The organism is Mycolicibacterium bacteremicum, assembly GCF_002086115.1.
GTDB lineage: Bacteria > Actinomycetota > Actinomycetes > Mycobacteriales > Mycobacteriaceae > Mycobacterium > Mycobacterium bacteremicum.
On sequence record NZ_MVHJ01000007.1, the window covers coordinates 115,515 to 134,724 of the forward strand.

General features: G+C 66.1%; 22 protein-coding genes. 12 read left to right on the plus strand and 10 right to left on the minus strand.

The window, feature by feature from the left end:
• Positions 1-11 precede the first annotated feature (11 nt).
• From BST17_RS10570 to BST17_RS10595, 5 genes are all read right to left on the minus strand, one after another.
• Entirely contained in the window at positions 12-989 is a 978-nt protein-coding gene (locus tag BST17_RS10570; protein WP_083057726.1) for an NADPH:quinone oxidoreductase family protein, read from the minus strand.
• Positions 986-1,969, minus strand: a complete 984-nt coding sequence (locus BST17_RS10575; protein WP_083057727.1) for a phosphotransferase family protein — start codon at positions 1,967-1,969, stop codon at positions 986-988. The genes BST17_RS10570 and BST17_RS10575 overlap by 4 nt, the downstream gene beginning before the upstream one ends.
• 38 nt (positions 1,970-2,007) lie before the next feature.
• Entirely contained in the window at positions 2,008-3,309 is a 1,302-nt protein-coding gene (locus tag BST17_RS10580) for an acyl-CoA dehydrogenase family protein (RefSeq protein ID WP_083057728.1), read from the minus strand.
• Positions 3,310-3,311: 2 nt separating this feature from the next.
• On the minus strand, positions 3,312-4,016 hold the full coding sequence (locus BST17_RS10585; RefSeq protein ID WP_083057729.1) for a TetR/AcrR family transcriptional regulator: 705 nt from the start codon (positions 4,014-4,016) through the stop codon (positions 3,312-3,314).
• Positions 4,017-4,228: 212 nt separating this feature from the next.
• A complete protein-coding gene (locus BST17_RS10595; protein WP_083057732.1) occupies positions 4,229-5,002 on the minus strand; it encodes an emopamil-binding protein in 774 nt (257 codons plus the stop codon).
• A 172-nt stretch (positions 5,003-5,174) separates the two neighbouring features.
• Here BST17_RS10595 and BST17_RS10600 point away from each other — a divergent pair, with 172 nt between their 5' ends.
• The 12 genes from BST17_RS10600 (at position 5,175) to BST17_RS10655 (ending at position 14,562) form a co-directional block, all read left to right on the plus strand.
• The gene (locus tag BST17_RS10600; protein ID WP_083057734.1) at positions 5,175-6,452 is read left to right on the plus strand and encodes a cytochrome P450; all 1,278 of its coding nucleotides are present in this window, start codon (positions 5,175-5,177) and stop codon (positions 6,450-6,452) included.
• A complete protein-coding gene (locus tag BST17_RS10605; RefSeq protein ID WP_083057736.1) occupies positions 6,449-6,637 on the plus strand; it encodes a ferredoxin in 189 nt (62 codons plus the stop codon). The genes BST17_RS10600 and BST17_RS10605 overlap by 4 nt, the downstream gene beginning before the upstream one ends.
• A 33-nt stretch (positions 6,638-6,670) precedes the next feature.
• A complete protein-coding gene (locus tag BST17_RS10610; RefSeq protein WP_083057737.1) occupies positions 6,671-6,955 on the plus strand; it encodes a DUF1330 domain-containing protein in 285 nt (94 codons plus the stop codon).
• Positions 6,956-7,016: 61 nt separating this feature from the next.
• Positions 7,017-8,282: an aromatic ring-hydroxylating oxygenase subunit alpha gene (locus BST17_RS10615; protein ID WP_083057739.1), complete on the plus strand. Its 1,266-nt coding sequence runs from the start codon at positions 7,017-7,019 to the stop codon at positions 8,280-8,282.
• Positions 8,279-8,608, plus strand: a complete 330-nt coding sequence (locus tag BST17_RS10620; RefSeq protein ID WP_083057740.1) for a hypothetical protein — start codon at positions 8,279-8,281, stop codon at positions 8,606-8,608. Before BST17_RS10615 ends, BST17_RS10620 begins: the two co-directional genes overlap by 4 nt.
• Entirely contained in the window at positions 8,605-9,843 is a 1,239-nt protein-coding gene (locus tag BST17_RS10625) for a metal-dependent hydrolase family protein (protein ID WP_207573611.1), read from the plus strand. The genes BST17_RS10620 and BST17_RS10625 overlap by 4 nt, the downstream gene beginning before the upstream one ends.
• Before the next feature lie 16 nt (positions 9,844-9,859).
• Entirely contained in the window at positions 9,860-10,327 is a 468-nt protein-coding gene (locus BST17_RS10630) for a MarR family winged helix-turn-helix transcriptional regulator (protein ID WP_083057743.1), read from the plus strand.
• A gap of 47 nt (positions 10,328-10,374) precedes the next feature.
• Positions 10,375-11,391 (plus strand): ferredoxin--NADP reductase, encoded by a 1,017-nt coding sequence (locus BST17_RS10635; RefSeq protein WP_234807623.1) that lies wholly within the window; start codon positions 10,375-10,377, stop codon positions 11,389-11,391.
• A gap of 9 nt (positions 11,392-11,400) precedes the next feature.
• The gene (locus tag BST17_RS10640; RefSeq protein ID WP_083057747.1) at positions 11,401-12,144 is read left to right on the plus strand and encodes an SDR family NAD(P)-dependent oxidoreductase; all 744 of its coding nucleotides are present in this window, start codon (positions 11,401-11,403) and stop codon (positions 12,142-12,144) included.
• Positions 12,141-13,367 (plus strand): aromatic ring-hydroxylating oxygenase subunit alpha, encoded by a 1,227-nt coding sequence (locus BST17_RS10645; protein ID WP_083057748.1) that lies wholly within the window; start codon positions 12,141-12,143, stop codon positions 13,365-13,367. Before BST17_RS10640 ends, BST17_RS10645 begins: the two co-directional genes overlap by 4 nt.
• Entirely contained in the window at positions 13,364-13,699 is a 336-nt protein-coding gene (locus BST17_RS10650) for a hypothetical protein (RefSeq protein ID WP_083057750.1), read from the plus strand. Before BST17_RS10645 ends, BST17_RS10650 begins: the two co-directional genes overlap by 4 nt.
• 14 nt (positions 13,700-13,713) lie before the next feature.
• Positions 13,714-14,562 (plus strand): TauD/TfdA dioxygenase family protein, encoded by an 849-nt coding sequence (locus tag BST17_RS10655; RefSeq protein WP_083057751.1) that lies wholly within the window; start codon positions 13,714-13,716, stop codon positions 14,560-14,562.
• Between the two features lie 60 nt (positions 14,563-14,622).
• Here BST17_RS10655 and BST17_RS10660 read toward each other — a convergent pair whose 3' ends face one another.
• From BST17_RS10660 to BST17_RS10680, 5 genes are all read right to left on the minus strand, one after another.
• Entirely contained in the window at positions 14,623-15,480 is an 858-nt protein-coding gene (locus BST17_RS10660; protein ID WP_083057941.1) for an SDR family NAD(P)-dependent oxidoreductase, read from the minus strand.
• Positions 15,481-15,509: 29 nt separating this feature from the next.
• Entirely contained in the window at positions 15,510-16,907 is a 1,398-nt protein-coding gene (locus tag BST17_RS10665; RefSeq protein WP_234807624.1) for an aldehyde dehydrogenase, read from the minus strand.
• Positions 16,908-16,947: 40 nt separating this feature from the next.
• A complete protein-coding gene (locus BST17_RS10670; RefSeq protein ID WP_083057755.1) occupies positions 16,948-17,709 on the minus strand; it encodes an alpha/beta fold hydrolase in 762 nt (253 codons plus the stop codon).
• Positions 17,710-17,713: 4 nt separating this feature from the next.
• Positions 17,714-17,908: a ferredoxin gene (locus tag BST17_RS10675; protein WP_083057756.1), complete on the minus strand. Its 195-nt coding sequence runs from the start codon at positions 17,906-17,908 to the stop codon at positions 17,714-17,716.
• 61 nt (positions 17,909-17,969) lie between these two features.
• Positions 17,970-19,172, minus strand: a complete 1,203-nt coding sequence (locus tag BST17_RS10680; protein ID WP_083057758.1) for a cytochrome P450 — start codon at positions 19,170-19,172, stop codon at positions 17,970-17,972.
• Positions 19,173-19,210 lie beyond the last annotated feature (38 nt).

Consider the following 19,210-nt stretch of genomic DNA (forward strand, 5'->3'; position numbering starts at 1 on the left):
GGCTGTAATGGTCAGTATGCGGCCGGGTTGATCTGCACGAGCACCTTTCCGATCGCCCTGCCGTCGGCGACATGCCGCAATGCCGCGGCCGCCTCGGCGAGGGGATACTCGGCACCGATGTGCGGCGTGACGGCACCCGTTGCCAGCAGCCGCCGCAATTCCGATTCGTTGCGCGTGAACTCGTCGGCGGGCACATCCCGGAAACCGAACCCCGCGACGGTGATGCCTTTGACCAGAATCAGGTTCAGCGGAATCCGCGGGATGTCACCCGAGGCGTATCCGATCGTGACGAATCGCCCGCCGCGGTGCAGGGAACGCAGCGCGGGCTCGGCGAGTGCGCCACCCACCGGGTCGAGCACCGCGGCGGCCCCGTCGGGCAGGGCCGCGCGCAATGCCTCGCGCAGATCCCCGCCGCGGTGGTCGATGCCGTGCACAGCGCCGTATCGGGCAGCGGCCGAGAGCTTGTCGGCGCTTCCCGCCACGGCGGTCACCCGGGCGCCCAGCGCGGTTGCCAGCGCCACGGCGGCCAGACCCACGCCGCCGCCGGCGCCGAGCACCACGACGTCATCACCCGGTGTCACCCGCGCGACCGAACGCAGGGCGTGATACGCCGTACGGAACGCCACGCCGGATGCCGCTGCGGCCCGATCGTCGATGCCGTCCGGCACCCTGGCCAACGCCTCGGGCGGCAGGCAGACCTGCTCGGCGAACGCCCCGAACATCGCGGTTCCGGTCACCCGGTCACCGACGGTGAACCCCGATGCCACGCCGTCGGTCTCGACCACCACACCGGCGAACTCGCTGCCCGGCACGAATGGCGGTGGGACAGCGACCTGGTATCGGCCCGCCACCAGCAGCACATCCGGAAAGTTCACCGCCGCCACGTGTACCCGCACACGGAGCTGTCCGTCGGCACGCGCGGGGGAGGGCAGCTCCCGGACCTCGACCACCTCGGGCGGACCATGCGCCGGGCAGAGCGCGGCCCTCACCGGTAGTCGCTGGACTCGGCGAGTTCGGCGGCCGAGCGCATCAGATCGGTGACCACCGGTCCGAATGCCAGCAGCTTCTCGTCGTCACCGGCGCGCTGGTACCCCTGCTCCAGCACGATGGCCAGCTTCCACTTCGCCAGCACCAGGTAGTAGTCCAGATCGTCGACCTGTCGGCCGGACACCTCGGCATAGTGGGCGACCACCTGGTCGCGGGTCGGCGCCCCGCGCATGTCGACGTAGTCCATGGCGGCGTGGTCGTCTTCGTGTGCAGGCCAACTCTGCACCATCCAGCCCAGATCGAGTTTCGGGTCACCGACCGTGCCCATCTCCCAGTCGACGATCGCGGCCAACTGCGCGGGCGCCCCGTGCCGGTACATGACGTTGGCAAATTGATAGTCACCGTGCATGAGTCCAGGGATGAAATCCAGTGGCTTGTGCGCCCTCAGCCAGGCCGTCGCGACCTCCAGCCCGGGCAGTTCCCGCTTCTTGATGCGCTCCAGAAAACCGATCCAGCGGTCGACCTGACGTTCGTGGAAGCCGTCGGGTCTGCCCAGATCGCCGAGACCACGGGATTTCCAGTCGACCTTGGACAGCAGTGCGATGCCCTCGGCCAGTTGGTAGCTCAGAGCGGGCCGGGTGTCCGGGTCGCTGTCGAAGGGCTCCGGCCACCGCCCCTGTCGGTCCATCGGGGACCAGCCGTCGACGAAACCCATCAGGTAGAACGGCCGGCCGAGGACGTCCGGGTCGGCGCAGACGCCGATGGCCTCGGTGTGCGGCACGTCGGTGCCGTCGAGCGCCTCGATGATGCGCCATTCCCGCAGGATGCCCTTGTCGCGGTCGGGCGGGGCGCCCGGTGGCGGCATCCGCAGCACGCTGCGATGCTCGCCGCGGGTGAGTTCGAAGATGATGTTCTGCGTCCCACCTGAGAGGAACCGCGACTGCAGCGCGGCGCCGCTGCCCGGTAGGTCGGCAGCATCCATCCACGCAGCAAGACGGCCAACATCGATCGCCGGGGTGCTCACAGGTTGCCCACCTCGGCTTCCAGATGTTCGGCGAACCTGGCGCGGGCCGCGTCGCGCTTGCCGGGAATCCACTCGGTCGGCCACGGCCCGTCGGTGGCGGTGTAGTCCCGCAGCACCTGCTTGGCCACCGTCGTCTTGTGCACCTCGGTCGGACCGTCGGCCAGCCCCATCACCGCGGCCCCGGTCACCATGCCGAGAAACGGCATCTCGTTGGTCACGCCGAGCGCTCCGTGCACCTGCATTGCCCGCCAGGCGATGTCGTGCAGGACGGTGGGCATGACGACCTTCACCGCGGCGATGTCCTTGCGTACCTTCTTGTAGTCGTTGTACTTGTCGATCTCCCAGGCGGTGTAGAGCACCATCAGCCGGAACTGCTTGAGCTGAGCGTAGGAGTCGGCGATATAGCCCTGCACCGTCTGCTTGTCGGACAGCAGACTGCCGGCAGTGTGCCGGGACAGCGCCCGCTCGCACATCATGTCGAGCGCCTTCTGGGCCAGCCCGATGGTGCGCATCGCATGGTGGATCCGCCCGCCGCCCAACCGGGTCTGGGCGATCACGAAGGCCTGCCCCTCGCCGCCCAGCAACGCCGAGTCGGGTACCCGCACGTTGTCGTAGTGGATGAGTGCGTGTGAACCCTGCCCGTCGGCCTCGCCGTAGAGACCGGAGTTGCGCACGATGGTGACGCCGGGGGTGTCGGTGGGCACCAGGAACATCGACATGCCTTGGTACGGGCTGACATCGGGGTTGGTGACGACCATGACGATCAGGAACGACGATGTCGAGGCGTTGGAGGAGAAGAACTTGTGGCCATTGATGACCCAGTCGTCACCGTCGCGCACGGCGGCGGTGCGGAACTGGGTGGGGTCGGCACCGCCCTGCGGTTCGGTCATGGAGTAACACGAGAACACCTCGCCGTCGAGCAGTGGGCGCAGATAGCGCTCCTTCTGCTCGGGTGTGCCGTAGTGCGCGATGATCTCGGCATTCCCGGTATCGGGTGCCTGGCAGCCGAATACGATCGGCGCCCACTGGGAGCGGCCCAGGATCTCGTTCAGCAGAGCCAGTTTCAGCTGTCCGAAACCCTGGCCGCCGAGGTCGGGTCCCAGGTGGGTGGCCCACAGGCCCTTGTCCCGCACCCGCTGCTTCAACGGGTCCACCACGGCGCGGCGGGCCTCGTCCAGCGGGGTGAACTGCAGATGCGGCCAGATCAGATCCAGCGGTTCGACCTCATCGCGGACGAAGGCGTCCGCCCACGCCAGGAGTTCGGCGAACTCCGGATCGGTCTCGAAATCCCATGCCATGGCTAGCTCCTTCGATATCCGGCGATGAGGGTGAGGATGTCGGCGCCGACGACGTCGGCGAACGATCGGGAGCCGAAGGCGCCGGCGGCCCAGTGCCGGGCGCCTTCGCTGACCAGCGTCATGGCCAGGTAGGCCAGATGGCCGGTGTCGGTTCCGGCGGGCAGCTTGCCGTCGGCGAGCGCGCGGTCGAACAGTTCGGTGAACATGCCGCCGTTCAGGTCGGGGGCGGTATCGCCGGCGGTGTTTGATGTGCCGGCTTCGCCGGCGGTGTTTGATGTGCCGGCTTCGCCGGCGGCGAGCAGTCGGTGTTCGTGTCGGTAGCCCTCCAGGATCGTCTCGATCACCAGCTCGCGGGGGTTACGGGCCATCGACCGTTCCAGGTCGGCAAGCGCGGCCGCGATGACGGTGCCGATGTCGTAGTCGCCGGTGAGCAGCTCGGCGACGACGCGCTGTGCGGACCGGGTCGACATCACCCCCACCTCGAACAGCACGTCCTCCTTGCGGGGAAAGTAGAAGTAGAACAATGCCTTCGACACACCCGCGGCCGTACAGATTTCGGCGACCGTCGTCGTCGCGTAGCCCTTGGTACGCCACAGCGCCATCGCGGCCTGCACCAGCACGCGTTTGGTCGCGGTCGAGTTGGCGCGCCGGAAGGTGGCTCGGCGCTGACCACGGTCAGCTTCGGCATTGCGCGACGACGTGGCCATTGACGCACCGTACCGCGCCGCAGTTAAGCTGACCAGAGTCAAACTAAGAGTGAGGGCAGACTATTTCATGGGTTTGCGCATCGCAGGCATGGTCTTCGGGCTGTTGGCGCTGGTGGCCGGCGGCCTGCAACTGTGGGCCTACGCGGCCACCGACTGGCCGCGGCACCTGATCCTCGGGGTGTTCGCCTGCGCGGTCGGACTGTGCGTCCTCGTCACGGCTTCGGGCCGGATTTCCTTGTCAGGTAATCGATCTGACGGTGCATCGCGATCAGGGCGAAGAACGGGAGGATCATGAACGGCACGTTCTCGGCGATGAACTTGAACCACAACCCGAACGCGCCCTGGCCGATATCGCCGAAGCCGGCGCGTACCTCGGACAGGAAGTAGACCCCGGTACTGCTGATCAGCACGGCGCACCCGGTGAACGCCAGCCACAGGTACCTGATCCGGGACTCGGTCGGTAGATCGGTGCGAATCAGCCGGAGCCACACGATGAACAGCATGGCCCCGGTGATGACGCCGACCAGCTCCAGTCCGAAGATCCAAGCGTTGCCGCTGGTGTAGCGGGTGTCGGCCAGACCGTACTGCCACCACAGCCACTTCCAGCCGGGGTCGGTGGTCGGCGTCCACCAGTCCAGCGGATGGCCGATGAGAAAGATGGTCTCGTAGCCGAGCTGGCTGCCTGCGGTGTAGGGCAGATAGATCAGCGTGAGCTCCGATGCCCGCTGCAGCCGCGTGCGCTGCTCGCCGCGCCCGGTCCAGAAGTACACCAGCGGTAGCACGATGACGGGCAGCCCGAAGGCGAGGTTGGCGACGACGTCGACGGTGAAGCTGGGTGGTAGTACTCCGGTGCCGACACCGATGACGGCGGCGGTGAACGCGAATCCGGTGATCGCGGTGAGCGCGATGTAGGTCCTGCGTCGGTGCGGAGCCCACGGCTGGGCCAGGTCGGGCTCGGTGTCCCTGGCTTCGGCGAGATCTGTCATTTGGCGTCAGGATAGGCGGTCATTCCGGCTATGTTGTGCGAATGCTCAGCATTGCCAGAATTCAGCGGCGTGGTCAGGCATTTGCCCTCGTTGACGGCGGCGCGAGCCTGTGGAAATGTAATACTCAACAATGAGAGGCTCATTCTCATGGTCGCAGGAACGGAGTGAATCTATGGCGATCGACCCCGCCGGCATCGACTGGTTCAAGGACCCGCGGCTGGTAGCCGATCCCTATCCGTACTTCAACGCGCTGCGGGACAAGTGTCCGGTGCAGCCCGAGGACATCTACGGCGTCACGATGGTGACCGGCTGGGAAGAGGCCGTCTCGGTGTACAACGACGAGGAGACCTTCTCCTCGTGCACCTCGGTGACGGGTCCCTTCCCCGGTTTCCCGGTGCCGCTGGAGGGCCGCGACGACGTCGCCGAACTCATCGAGAAGCACCGCGACGAGCTGCCGTTCAGCGATCAGCTGCCCACCCTCGACCCGCCGGTGCACACCAATCACCGCTCCCTGATGATGCGCCTCATCACGCCCAAGCGCCTCAAGGAGAACGAGGATGCCATGTGGCAGCTCGCCGACGAGGTGCTCGACGACTACCTCGCCCCAGGGCACGGTGAGTTCATCAAGGGCTTCGCCAGCCCCTTCACCCTGCTGGTGATCGCCGACCTGCTCGGCATCCCGCCCGAGGACCGCAATGCCTTCGTCGACGGCATCTCGCAGAACTCCGGTGGCGGCGTCGGCAGCACCAGTAGCGAGTCGCTCTCGCACAGCCCGCTGGAGTTCCTCTACGGCCAGTTCGAGGCCTACATCGAGGACCGGCGCAACAATCCGCGCGAGGACATCCTCACCGGGATGGCCACCGCATTGTTCCCCGATGGCACCACCCCGAGCCCGGGTGACGTGGCACGTGTTGCCACCAACGTCTTCTCGGCCGGCCAGGAAACCACGGTCCGACTGCTGGGTACCGCGTTGAAGGTGCTCGGCGATCGTCCAGATGTGCAACAGCAGGTGCGCGCCGATCGCAGCCTGCTGCCGAATTTCATCGAAGAGGCGCTGCGCTTCGAGAGTCCGGTAAAGGGGGACTTCCGGCTGTCGCGGACCCCGGTGACGGTGGGGGACCAGGAGTTGCCGTCCGGGCGCACCGTGATGGTGGTCAACGGCGCGGCCAACCGGGATCCGCGTCGCTTCGAGGATCCGGACACCTTCGATCCGGCGCGCAAGAACGCCCGTCAGCATCTGGCTTTCGGGCGCGGCATCCACTCCTGCCCGGGGGCGCCGTTGGCCCGCGCCGAGACGCGTGTCGGACTGGAACGCCTGCTGGACCGCACCACCGACATCCGCATCTCGGAGGACAAGCACGGGCCGGCCGGGCAGCGTGACTACAACTACATCCCGACGTTCATCCTGCGTGGATTGACGCATCTGCACCTGGAGTTCGACGTCAAATGAAGGTCGAAGTAGACGAGGATCGCTGCGCCGGCCACGGTATGTGCCTGACGCTGTGTCCCGAGGTCTTCGACCTGTCCGACGACGGCTGGGCGGTCGCCGCGCCGGGGGAGGTGCCGGCCGAACACGAGGCGGCCGTCGAAGAGGCCATTGCGTGCTGTCCCGAGAACGCCATCCACAAACTCTGACCACATCCATTCACCGACAAGGAGTTTCACGCCATGGCCAAGGGCTACGTGATCATCACCGAAGACATCAAGGACCCGGCCGGAATGGCCGAATACGGCAAGCTGGCGAGCAAGGCGATGGCCGGAGCCACGGTTCTCGGCTTCGGCCCGGCCGTCGAGACGCTCGAGGGCGAGTGGCACGGAACCCAAACGGTGCTGCTGGAATTCGAATCCGTCGAAGCGGCCAAAGAGTGGTATTACTCCGACGCCTACCAGGAGGCGGTCAAGCTGCGTCAGGCCGCCGCGGATTGCAACGGGGCGATCATCTCCGGCTTCTGACCCTGCCGGTCGGGAGTATCAACTACTTGTCATTCAACTCGGTGGGCGCTACCGTCAGATCATGGCGCGCTTCCCGAAACCGGCAGAGGGTAGTTGGACCGAGCACTACCCGGATCTGGGTACCGGACCGATCTCCTATGAGGACTCGATCAACCCGGAGATCTACGAACTCGAACGCCGGGCCATCTTCAAGAGGGCCTGGCTGAACGTGGGCCGCGTGGAGTTGCTGCCCCGCAAGGGCAGCTACTTCACCAAGGAGATGAAGGCCGCCAACACCTCGATCATCGTGTGCCGCACGACAAAAGGTGAGGTGAAGGCGTACCACAACATCTGCAGGCACCGCGGGAACAAGCTGGTGTGGAACGACATGCCGCTGGCGGAGACCGCCGGCACCTGTCGTCAGTTCATCTGCAAGTACCACGCCTGGCGCTATGACCTGGAAGGCAAGCTGACCTACGTCCAGCAGGAGGAGGAGTTCTTCGACCTGGACAAGGATCGCTACGGGTTGGTGGCGGTGCACTGCGAGGTGTGGGAGGGATTCATCTTCGTCAACTTCGCGCCCGAACCCGAGCAGACGCTGACCGAGTTCCTCGGCCCGATGATCACCGACCTGGCCGGCTATCCGTTCGGCACGATGACATCGCGGTTCACCTATCGCTCTGAGGTGAAGGCGAATTGGAAGCTCTACATGGACGCGTTCCAGGAGTTCTACCACGCGCCCGTGTTGCACGCGAATCAGACGCCGACCGCCTACTCCAAGGCGGCCGCCGAGGCCGGTTTCGAAGCACCGCATTACCGGATCGAGGGACCGCACCGGTTGGTGAGCACCTCCGGGGTGCGTGCCTGGGAGATGGCCGACGAGATGCGCAAGCCCATCGAGGACATCTGTCAGAGCGGACTCTTCGGACCCTGGGACAAACCTGATCTCGGTGAGATGCCGGCCGGGCTGAATCCGGCCAAATGCGATCCGTGGGGCCTGGATTCGTTCCAGTTGTTCCCGAACTTCGTCATCCTGTTCTGGGGCCAGGGCTGGTACCTGACCTACCACTACTGGCCGACATCGTTCAACACGCACACCTTCGAGTGCACGCTGTACTTCCCGCAGCCACGCACACCGCGGGAACGGCTGGCCCAGGAACTGGCGGCGGCCTCGTTCAAGGAGTACGGCCTGCAGGACGCCAACACCCTGGAGGCAACCCAGACCAGCATCGAATCCCGGGTGGTCGACGAGTTCCTCTACTGCGATCAGGAGATCCTGCTGCGCCACCTGCACAAGGAGACCGCGGCCTGGATCGACGACTACCAGCGCAAGACGGCGGGGGTGTGACCACCGTGCTACCAACTGAATTCGCTGACCTGGAACGCTTCTCCGACTGGGTGCTGCCCGCCGAGGCGCAGCGCTACGCCAAGCGGTTGGGCAGTTCCATGGCCGAGATGCAGGCCTTCTATGAGGCCATCACCGCACGCGCCGAGGAGGCCATCTCCTACTGCGACAAGTTCAGCCTCGACGACATGCCCGAGGATGTGCTGCACCTGATGCACCTGCTGTACTCGATGGTCACAGTGTCCTTCCCGGTCGAATGCTGGAAGCAGCCCCGGGTACCGGATTCCGGTGCGACCAGCCTGGACTGCGTTTACGAGCCCATCCCTTGAGCACGATCCTGAAGGCGGCGCGGTGGGCCGACGTCGACACCGGTGAGATCCACTCGCCGGCGGTCATCGTGGTCGAACAGAATCGCATCACCGCAGTGGATCCCGAGGGCCCGCTACCGGATTCGGCCACCGTGATCGACCTCGGTGACGTGACCCTGCTGCCGGGCCTGATGGACATGGAGCTCAACCTGCTGATCGGTGGGCCGGGCAGTCCCGAGGGATTGCCCACGCCGATGCACGGGGTACAGGACGATCCGGCCTACCGGACGTTGCGCGGGGCGGTGAACGCGCGGACCACCCTGGATGCCGGGTTCACCACCGTGCGCAACCTGGGGCTGATGGTCAAGACCGGGGGATACCTGCTCGATGTCGCGCTGCAGCGCGCCATCGACCAGGGTTGGCATGCGGGCCCGCGCATTTACCCGGCCGGACATGCCGTCACACCGTACGGCGGACACCTGGATCCCACTGTCTTCCAGCGGCTCGCCCCGGGCGTCATGCCGCTCTCGGTGGCCGAGGGAATCGCCAACGGGGTGCCGGATGTCATCGCCTGCGTGCGGTACCAGGTTCGGCACGGCGCCAAGCTGATCAAGGTGTCCGCCTCCGGTGGTGTGATGTCGCACAGCACGGCACCGGGCGCGCAGCAGTATTCCGACGCGGAGTTCGAGGCAATCGCCGACGAGGCGCACCGGGCGGGGGTGAAGGTGGCCGCACACGCGGTCGGCGACAGCGCCATCCGGGCATGTATCCGTGCCGGGATCGACTGTATCGAGCACGGATTCCTGGCCACCGACGAGACGATCCAGATGATGGTCGACCACGGCACCTTCCTGGTGTCGACCACCTATCTCACCGATGCGATGGCGATCGACCGGATCGCGCCGGAGCTTCGCAAGAAGGCCCTCGAGGTGTTCCCGCGCGCAAAGGCGATGCTGCCCAAGGCCATCGAGGCCGGTGTCCGCATCGCGTGTGGCACCGATGCGCCGGCCATCCCGCACGGACAGAACGCCAAGGAGCTGGTCGCACTGGTCGGTCGCGGGATGACGCCGATGCAGGCGATCCGGTCCGCGACCGTGGTGGCGGCCGAGCTCGTCGACGCCGAACACGAACTGGGACGGCTGGCCGAGGGCTATCTGGCCGATATCATCGCCGTACCGGGAGATGTGTCCCGCGATATCTCGGCCACGCTGGACGTGCGGTTCGTCATGAAGGATGGCGTGGTCGTCAAGAGTTAGAGGATGGGCGGCTGGGATGGGCGACGATATTGCTGTTGAGCTGACCGACAACATTCTCTGGCTGCTCAAGCAGGCCTTTTACTTCTCGCTCACCTCGGTCAACGACTCGGTGAAACCGCATGGTGTCAGCACTGCCCAGATCGGCGTCCTGCGTCAGCTGGCGAACCAGCCCGGCCTGTCGGCCGCCGAGTTGGCCCGCCGGCTGCTGATCAGCCCGCAGGGAGTGCAGCTCGCGGTGACCGCGCTGGAGAAGCGCGGACTGGTCGAGCGTAAGCAGGATCCCCAGCACGGTCGGATCCTGCAGACCTTTCTCACCGATGAGGGGCGCAGCATCGCCGCCGCCGTGGTCAGCGACGCCGTCAAGGCCCATGACGCGGTGTTCGGTGTGCTCAGCCGGGCCGAGCAGGAGCAGTTACGTGAGCTGCTCAGCCGGGTCGTCGAGCAGGGCACCGGGCACACGCTGTACGCCGATCATGTCGATTGATGCCAACTACTTGAGATACATGACAAGTACTTGATATGTTCGACGGGATGAACCCCGTCGACGGATTTTCACCGCTGCGCATCAAAGAGGTGGTGCGGGAGACCCGTGATGCGTTGTCGCTGGTGCTCGATATCCCGGAATCCGAACAGCGCCGGTTCACCTACCAGGCAGGGCAGTTCCTCACCCTGCGCGTCACCGTCGGCGGTCAGGAATATCGGCGGTGCTATTCGATGTCGTCATCACCGGCGCTGCAACAGGATCTGCGCGTCACCGTCAAGCGCGACGGTGCCGGTGTGGTGTCGAACTGGCTCAATGACCATGCGGCGCCGGGGGATCAGATCGAGGCCGCTGCGCCGGAGGGCCGGTTCGTCCGATCCGACAGCGATCGCGAACTCATCGCGTTCGCCGGCGGGAGTGGGATCACGCCGGTGTACTCGCTGATCCAGACGGTGCTCGCCGCGGCGGGCCGGGCGCGACTGCTCTACGCCAACCGCGCCGCCGAGTCGGTCATCTTCGCCGATGCGTTGGCCGGGCTCGCCGATCGGCACGAGGACAGGTTCGTCCTGCATCATCACCTCGATGCCGAACGGGGCGTGGTGACCGCCGAGATCATCACCGAATTTCTGGGCGCGACAGCCGATGTCGCCGGTGCCGACTACTACGTCTGCGGCCCGGCTCCCTTCATGGACACCGTCGAGCAGGCCCTGCTTTCCGCCGGGGTGCCGGCCGATCAGCTGTTCCTGGAGCGGTTCAGCGTGGCGCCGGTACCGGTCGACGACGAGGCGCCGGTCACCGAAGAGGTCACCATCGAACTCGACCGGCAGACCGTCACCGTGGACTACCGGGCGGGTAACACCCTGCTGCAGACCGCGCGGATGGCCGGACTGAAGGCGCCGTCGTCCTGCGAGACGGGTTCCTGCGGAACGTGTATCGCGCAGGTGACCGAGGGCAGTGCGCGCCTGCTGAACAACGATGCGCTCGACGACGACGAGATCGCCGAGGGGTTCGTCGTCACCTGCCAGGCATTGCCGACCAGTCGCACCATCCGGTTTGTCTACGAGTAGGGAGGGTCGATGAGTCGCGTTGCGGTGGTGACCGGCGGGGCGTCCGGTATGGGCGAGGCCACCTGCCACGAACTGGGCAGGCGGGGGCACAAGGTTGCCGTGTTCGACGTGAATGCCGAGGCGGCGCAGCGGGTCGCCGAGGAGTTACGGGCCGACGGCGTGACCGCGCTGGCGGTGGCCGGTGACGTCTCCGACCGGACGGCCGTCGATGACGCGTACGCCAAGGTGCGCACGGAGCTCGGACCGGTTCAGATCCTGGTGACCAGTGCCGGGCTGTTCGGATTCGCGCCCTTCGAGGAGATCTCGTTGGAATCCTGGAACCGGATCATCGAGGTGAACCTGACCGGGACGTTTCACTGCTGTCAGGCGGCACTGCCCGACATGGTGGCCGGCGGCTGGGGCCGGATCGTGATGATCTCGTCGTCCAGTGCGCAACGCGGGTCGCCGTTCGCCGCCCATTACGCGGCCTCCAAGGGGGCGCTGCTGACGCTGACCAAATCGCTGGCGCGCGAATACGCCAAGAGCGGTATCACGGTCAACAACATCCCGCCGTCGGGCATCGAGACGCCGATGCAGCATCAGGGTCAGGCGGCCGGATTCCTCAAGAGCAACGAGGAGATCGCGGCGAACATCCCGATCGGCCGGCTGGGAACCGGGGCCGATATCGCGGCGGCAGTGGCATTTCTGTGTTCCGAGGAGGCCGGCTACATCACCGGCCAGACCCTCGGCGTCAACGGTGGAGGTGTGATGTGACGACCCAGTGGGCCAAACCGAGCGAGGGATCCTGGACCGAGCACTATCCGGAGCTGGGAACCGGTCCGATCTCGTTCCGCGACTCGATCTCACCGGAGTTCTACGAGTTGGAACGCGAGGCGGTCTTCAAACGCGCCTGGCTGAACCTCTGCCGGGTCGAGGAAATCCCCTCGGTGGGGAGCTATCTGACCAAGGAGGTCGAGGCCGCCAACGCCACGCTGGTACTGGTGCGCGGCGATGATGACCGGGTGCGGGCGTTCCACAATGTGTGCCGGCACCGTGGTGCCAAGCTGGTCGAGGGCACCGGCAAGGTGCCGGAGTTGGTGTGTGCGCAGTCCGGCTGGCGCTACAGCCTGGACGGAAGACTGCGCCACGTCCCGAATATCGAGCGATACGTCGATTTCGACGTCGCGGACTATGGTCTGCTCGAGGTGCACTGTGATGTGTGGGCGGGATTTGTCTTCATCAACTTCGACGCCCAACCGAGACAGACCCTGCGCGAGTTCCTCGGACCGATGATCACCGGCCTCGACGACTACCCGTTCGGCACGCTCACCGAACGCTACGACTGGGTGGCGCACAACAACAGCAACTGGAAGATCTTCGCCGATGCCTTCCAGGAGTACTACCACGTGCCCTCGCTGCACACCCAGCAGGTGCCGGCCGAGGTGCGAAACCCCAGCGCCGGCTTCACCTGTGGGCATTTCCAGCTCGACGGCCCGCACCGGCTGGTCTCCACCGCCGGCACCCGGCGCTGGTTGTTGGCGCCGGAGTACATGTACCCCATCGAGCGCGCCACCGAGAGCGGACTCGTCGGGCCGTGGCGCACACCGGACATCGGGGACCTGCCCGCCGGCCTCAACCCGGGCGGCATCGAGCCGTGGGGCATCAGCAACTTCCAGATCTTCCCCAATCTGGAGATCCTGATCTACGGCGGCTGGTACCTGCTGTACCGGTACTGGCCGACCTCGCACAACACCCACCGGTTCGAGGCGTACACCTACTTCCACCCGGCTCGCACCGTGCGCGAGCGCATCGAGCACGAGGTCGCCGCGGTGGTGCTCAAGGAGTTCGCCCTGCAGGATGCCGGGATGCTGGGCGGCACCCAGGCCGCGCTGGAGTACGACGTGATCGACGACTTCCCGGTCAACGATCAGGAGATCCTGGTGCGGCATCTGCACAAGGTGGCTGTCGACTGGGTCGAGGAGTACCAGAACTCATGAGTGTCAAGCGGTTACCGAGCGCCTTCGCCGAGCTGGAGCCCTTCGCCGACACCTGGTGTCTGGCCACCGAGACCGAGCGCTGGGAGCGACGGCTGTCCAGCACGATGCCGGTGATGCAGGAGTTCTACGACGCGTTCTTCCCGCGGCTGGAAGAGGCCATCGACTACTGCGACAAGTTCCCACTCGACGATGTGCCCGACGACGCGCTGAACCTGCTGCACCTGATCTATTCACTGGTGATGGTCGCGATGGCGATCGAGATCATGCACCAACCCGCGCCCGTGGACGCCGCCGACGCGGTGATGATCCGCACCGGCGAACCCACACCCTGACGAAAGGACGCGCCATGAGCGTGCTCACCATCAACAAGCTCACCTCCTCGGTGGGTGCCGAGGTCACCGGTGTCGACCCGGACCGACTGGGTGCCGATGACGGTCTGGCGACGGCGATCCTGGAGGCCCTGGAGGACAACGGGGTGCTGGTCTTTCACGACCTGCATCTGAATCCCGAGGCCCAGGTGGCGTTCTGCGAGCGGCTGGGGGAGATCGACCGGTCCGCCGACGGGCACCATCCGGTGTCGGGGATCTACCCGATCACGCTGGACAAGTCGAAGAACAAGGTTGCCGAATATCTGAAGGCGACCTTCGACTGGCATATCGACGGATGTACGCCGTCGGCTCCCGACGAATGCCCGCAGAAGGCCACGGTGCTCTCGGCACTGCAGGTCGCCGCCCGCGGCGGTGAGACGGAATTCGCCAACTCCTATGCCGCCTACGAGACGTTGACCGAGGGGGAGAAGGAGCGCTACGCCGGGCTGCGGGTGGTGCACTCCCTGGAGGCGTCGCAACGCCGGGTGTACCCCGACCCCACCCCCGAGCAACTGGCGCGCTGGAAATCGCGCCCCACGCAGGAGAACCCGTTGATCTGGACGCACCGCAGCGGCCGCAAGTCCCTGGTGCTCGGCACGTCGGCAGACCATATCGTCGGTATGGACCTCGACGAGGGCCGGACCCTTCTCGCCGAACTGCTGGAGCATTCGACGACGCCGGACAAGGTGTACAGCCACACGTGGTCGGTGGGGGACACCGTCATCTGGGACAACCAGGGTGTGCTGCACCGAGCGGCACCCTATGAGCCGAACTCGCGGCGAGAGATGTTGCGCACCACGGTGCTCGGGGACGAGCCGATCCAGTAGGACTGCGGAGACATCGTCGTTCAGCCGACCTGATCGACGTGGACGCCGCGGCCGGCTCGGCTACGCCCGCGCCGGCCCACCCCGGATCGTGAAGGACGTGGCATCGTCGATCGCGTCGATGTTCGCGGCGAACGCCTCGGCCGTCCGGGCCTGCAGGTCGACGCCGGCGGTCTCGGCGATGAACACCCGCGACACGTGCTTGCCGCCGACCCGGTAGATGTTGGCCGTGCGCTCACAACTTTCGTGCGCCAGGTACACCACCACCGGGGTGACATCCTCGGGGGCGAGATCCTTCACCAGCTCGGTCATGGTGTTCTCGGTCATCCGGGTCTTGGCGATCGGGGAGATGGCGTTGACCCGGATGTTGTTGCGTCGGCCCTCGATCGCCAGCACGTTCATCAACCCGACCAGCCCGGTCTTGGCCGCTCCGTAGTTGGACTGCCCGAACGTCCCGAACAACCCCGACCCCGATGTCGTCATCACGATCCGGCCGTAGTCCTGTTCGCGGAACACCGGCCACGCCGCCCGTGTCACGTTGAACGCTCCGCGCAGATGGACATCGAGCACTGCGTCCACCTGTTCGGCAGTCATGTTCTTGAACGCCGCATCCCGCAGGATCCCGGCATTGTTGATCAGCACGTCCACCCGGCCGAATGCCTCGGTCGCCGACCCGATGATGGCCTTGCCGCCCTCCTCGGTGGCGACCGAATCGGTGTTGGCCACCGCCGACCCGCCCGCGGCGGTGATCTCATCGACCACCGCCTGCGCAGCGGAGGTCGACGCACCGGTCCCGTCGACGGACGCGCCCACATCGTTGACCACGACATGGGCTCCGCGTCTGCCGAACTCCAGCGCATGGCACCGACCCAGGCCACCGCCCGCACCGGTCACCACCACGACCCGACCGTCGAAGTTCAATGTCTCTGAATCCGTGAGGGACAACTGATTCACGCTCCTGCCGCAACGGCGATCGATTTGGTTTCCAGATAGCCTTCCAGGCCCTCGCGACCGAGTTCGCGGCCGTACCCGCTGTCCTTCACCCCGCCGAACGGCGCAAAGGGATCCATCGTGTAGCCCTGGTTGACCCCGAAGGTACCGGTCTTGATCCGCGCCGCAATGCCCAGCCCCCGTTCGACATCCGCCGTCCACACCGAACCGGCCAGCCCGTAACCCGAGTCGTTGGACAGCCGCACCGCCTCGTCGTCACCGGTGTACCCGATGACCGTCAGCACCGGGCCGAAGATCTCCTCCCTGGCAATCCGCATGGAGTTCTGCGCCTCGGTGAACAGCGTCGGCCGCACGTACCAGCCGCGGTCGATTCCCTCGGGCAGCGAGTCACCGCCGACCACCACCCGGGCGCCCTCGTCCTGACCGATACGGATGTAGTCCAGCACCCGCTGTTGCTGCCGCCGGTTCACCAGCGGCCCCATCTGGGTGTCCTTCTGCGTGGGATCGCCGACCTTGATCCCGTCGAGCTCGGCCGCCAGCGCGTCGACGAACTGTGCCTGCCGGGCCGCCGGAACAAGGATGCGGGTCAGCGCATTACAGATCTGGCCGCTGTTGGACAGGCTGGCCGATCGCACTCCGGCGGCCACCGTGGCCGGGTCGGCATCGTCGAGGATGATCGCCGCCGACTTGCCGCCGAGTTCCAGGCTGACCTTGGTCAGATTGGCCGCACACGCCGCGGCGACCGCCTTGCCCACCGCCGTGGACCCGGTGAAGGACACCTTGTCCACCCCGGGATGGCCGACCAGCCGCTCACCCACACCCGCGTCGCCGGGCAGCACCGACACCACACCGTCGGGCAGCCCCGCCTCGCGGAACAGCGAGCCCAATTGCACGGCATCCAGGGATGTCTCGGGTGCCGGTTTGATGATGACCGCACAGCCGGCCAACAGTGCCGGGATCACCTTGGCGATGGTGAGGAACTGCGGCATGTTCCACGGCACGATCGCGGCCACCACCCCGACCGGTTCCTTGTGAACGTGGATGTCGGCACCGAAGAATCCGGGCCGGACCTCCTGCCACTCATAGGCTGCCGCCGTGTCGCAGAACGCGCCGATCATCATCGTCGGCAGGCCGATCTGGGCGCGCTTGGCGAAGGTGATGGGTGCGCCGATCTCGGCGGTGATCAGTTCGGCCAGTTCGGGCCCGCGGGCCTTGTACAGATCGGCGAACCGGCGCAGCACGTCGATGCGTTCGGCCGGCGAGGTTCGCGACCACGCGCCGGTGTCGACGGCGGTGCGGGCCGCGGACACCGCAGCGTCGATCTGCTCGGGCGTCGAGATGGGCACATCGGCCAGATGCTCTTCGGAGTGCGGTGAGACCAGGTGCAGATGTTCCACGGGACGCACTCCTCTATGTCAACTACTTGTGATATCCAGCTTACGGGATGAGCGGACCGACGGGCGTGGTGGTCGTCGCGTGGACGAGTAACTCGGCCAACTCCCGCGGTCTGCTCAGAAACGGTGAATGCGAACTGTCGATCGAGAGCTGTCCCACACCCAGGCGTCGGGCCACCGTATCGGCCAGCCACCGCGGCATCGATCGATCCTGTTCGCAGACAATGAAACTGCGCGGCAAGTCGGCCTGCCAGAAGGTCGGTACCGATACCGGTGTGACGGTGGTGTCACCGAACCGTTCCGGCCCGAGCCGGTCGAATGCCCAGCGGGCGGTCGGCTCATCGCAATCGTGGTAGAAGTACCGGCGCGCGCCGTCGAAGTCGGCGAAGGTCATCGAGCCGTCCTCGCCGAACTGCAGGTAGCTCAGCATCTCTCCGACATCGGCGTCGAAGCCGTCGTCGGGCGCCTCGTCATCGCGCATGGCCATCGCTTCCGGATAGGTGCGGCCCTCCCGGGGCAGCGCCGCCGCCAGATAGATGAGGTGGCGTACGGAATCCGGTGCGGCATCGGCGGCCAGCGTGATGTCGAATCCGCCACCGGAATGGCCGACCAGCACGTCACCGGGCCGCAGGGCGGCCAGAATGGCGTCCCGCCGGTTGGCCAAGGTCGACTCCTGATCGACGAGCGAGCCGTGCCCCGGTAGATCGATCGCGATGGCGTCGTGATCGAGCGCGCTGAGCGCCTCGATGGTCCGGTCCCAGCACCAGGCCGCGTGAAAACCGCCGTGGACGAACAGGAATCGCATCCGCCTACTCGACGATCGCGATCGCCTGCCGGGGGCACTGCCGGACGGACTCGCGCACCTGCTGCTCGTTGTCCGGGGTCACCTCATCGGTGAGCACATGCAGATAGTCCTCGTCGTCGAGGTCGAAGACCTCCGGGATGATGCCCATGCAGACGCCGTTGCTCTCACACAGGCCGAAATCCACTTCGATACGGCTCATCTGGCGACCTCGCGGGCAAGGCTCCCAAATGTGACATCTCGAGTCGCTGTCCCGGCGTCAGTCATGGCAGCCTCCGCACCGGCACATGCGAGTAGCCGGCCACATTCTGCATGTGAACACGTTGCAGGCCATCCCATTTGACCTCGTACCGGGGCATGAAGTCGAGCAGCTTCTCCAGCGCGATGACGCTCTCCAGGCGGGCCAGCGCAGCCCCCAGGCAGCTGTGGATCCCGTAGCCGAGCCCCAGGTTCTGGGCCTCGGTGCGGTCGCGTTCGATGTCGAACCTGTCGGCGTCGGTGAAGGCGTCGGTGTCGCGGTTGGCCGCGGCGCTGATCAGGAACACCGGCTTGCCCGCCGGGATGGTGCCGCTGGGCACGTGCGCCTCCTTGAGCGTGTAGCGCACGTTGTACTGCACCGGGCCCTCGAAGCGCAGCAGTTCCTCGACGGCCGCCGGCACCAGGTCGCGGTTGTCGAGCAGCTTCTGCCATTGGTCGGGATGGCGCGCGAACAACACCATCGCGGTGCCGATCAGCTTGGTGACGGTCTCGGCGCCGGCCCCGCCCAGCAGGGTGGCGAATCCGGTGATCTCGATGTCGTCGAGCTTGTGCAGTTCACCGTCCTCGCGCGGGATCTCCGCGGCGATCAGCCTGCTGATCATGTCGTCGGTCGGGTTCTCCCGGCGCTTCTGCACCAGCGAGTAGTAGTACATCGCGGTGTCGAGGTTGGCCTGCACGCCGGCCTCCGACGTGCTGAACTGTCCCGGCTCGCGGGACAGGCTGGTGTCGATCCAGTGCCGCACCATCTGGCGGTAGTCGGGTTCGACGCCGGCCATCCGGGTGATGACCTCGACCGGGAAGGGCCCGGAGAAATCCTCGACGATGTCGAACTCCGCGGTGGCGATCTGACCGAGATAGCGATCGATCTGCTCGACGATGGTGTCCCGCTGGGCCTGCACCGCGCGCGGCGTGAAGGCCTTGTTCAGCAGGCTGCGCATGTGCCGGTGTTCGGGCGGGTCCATGAAGATGATCGACTTCTGCGGCGGCGTGTCGCTCTGCACCATGGCCAGATCGCACCCGCGGGACGAGGAGAACGCCTCATGGTCCTTCAGGGCCGCCGAGACATCCTCGTGCCGGGTCAGGGCGTAGAAGTCGCGGTCGGCGTTGTAGTACAGCGGCGCCTCGACACGCATCCGCCGGTAGATCTCGAACGGGTTCTCGAAGTACTCCTCGGAGAAAGGGTCGAACACGAGTTCCGCAGTGGTCATCCTCGGCACTCCTCAGCGTTACGGAAGGCTGTGAAACT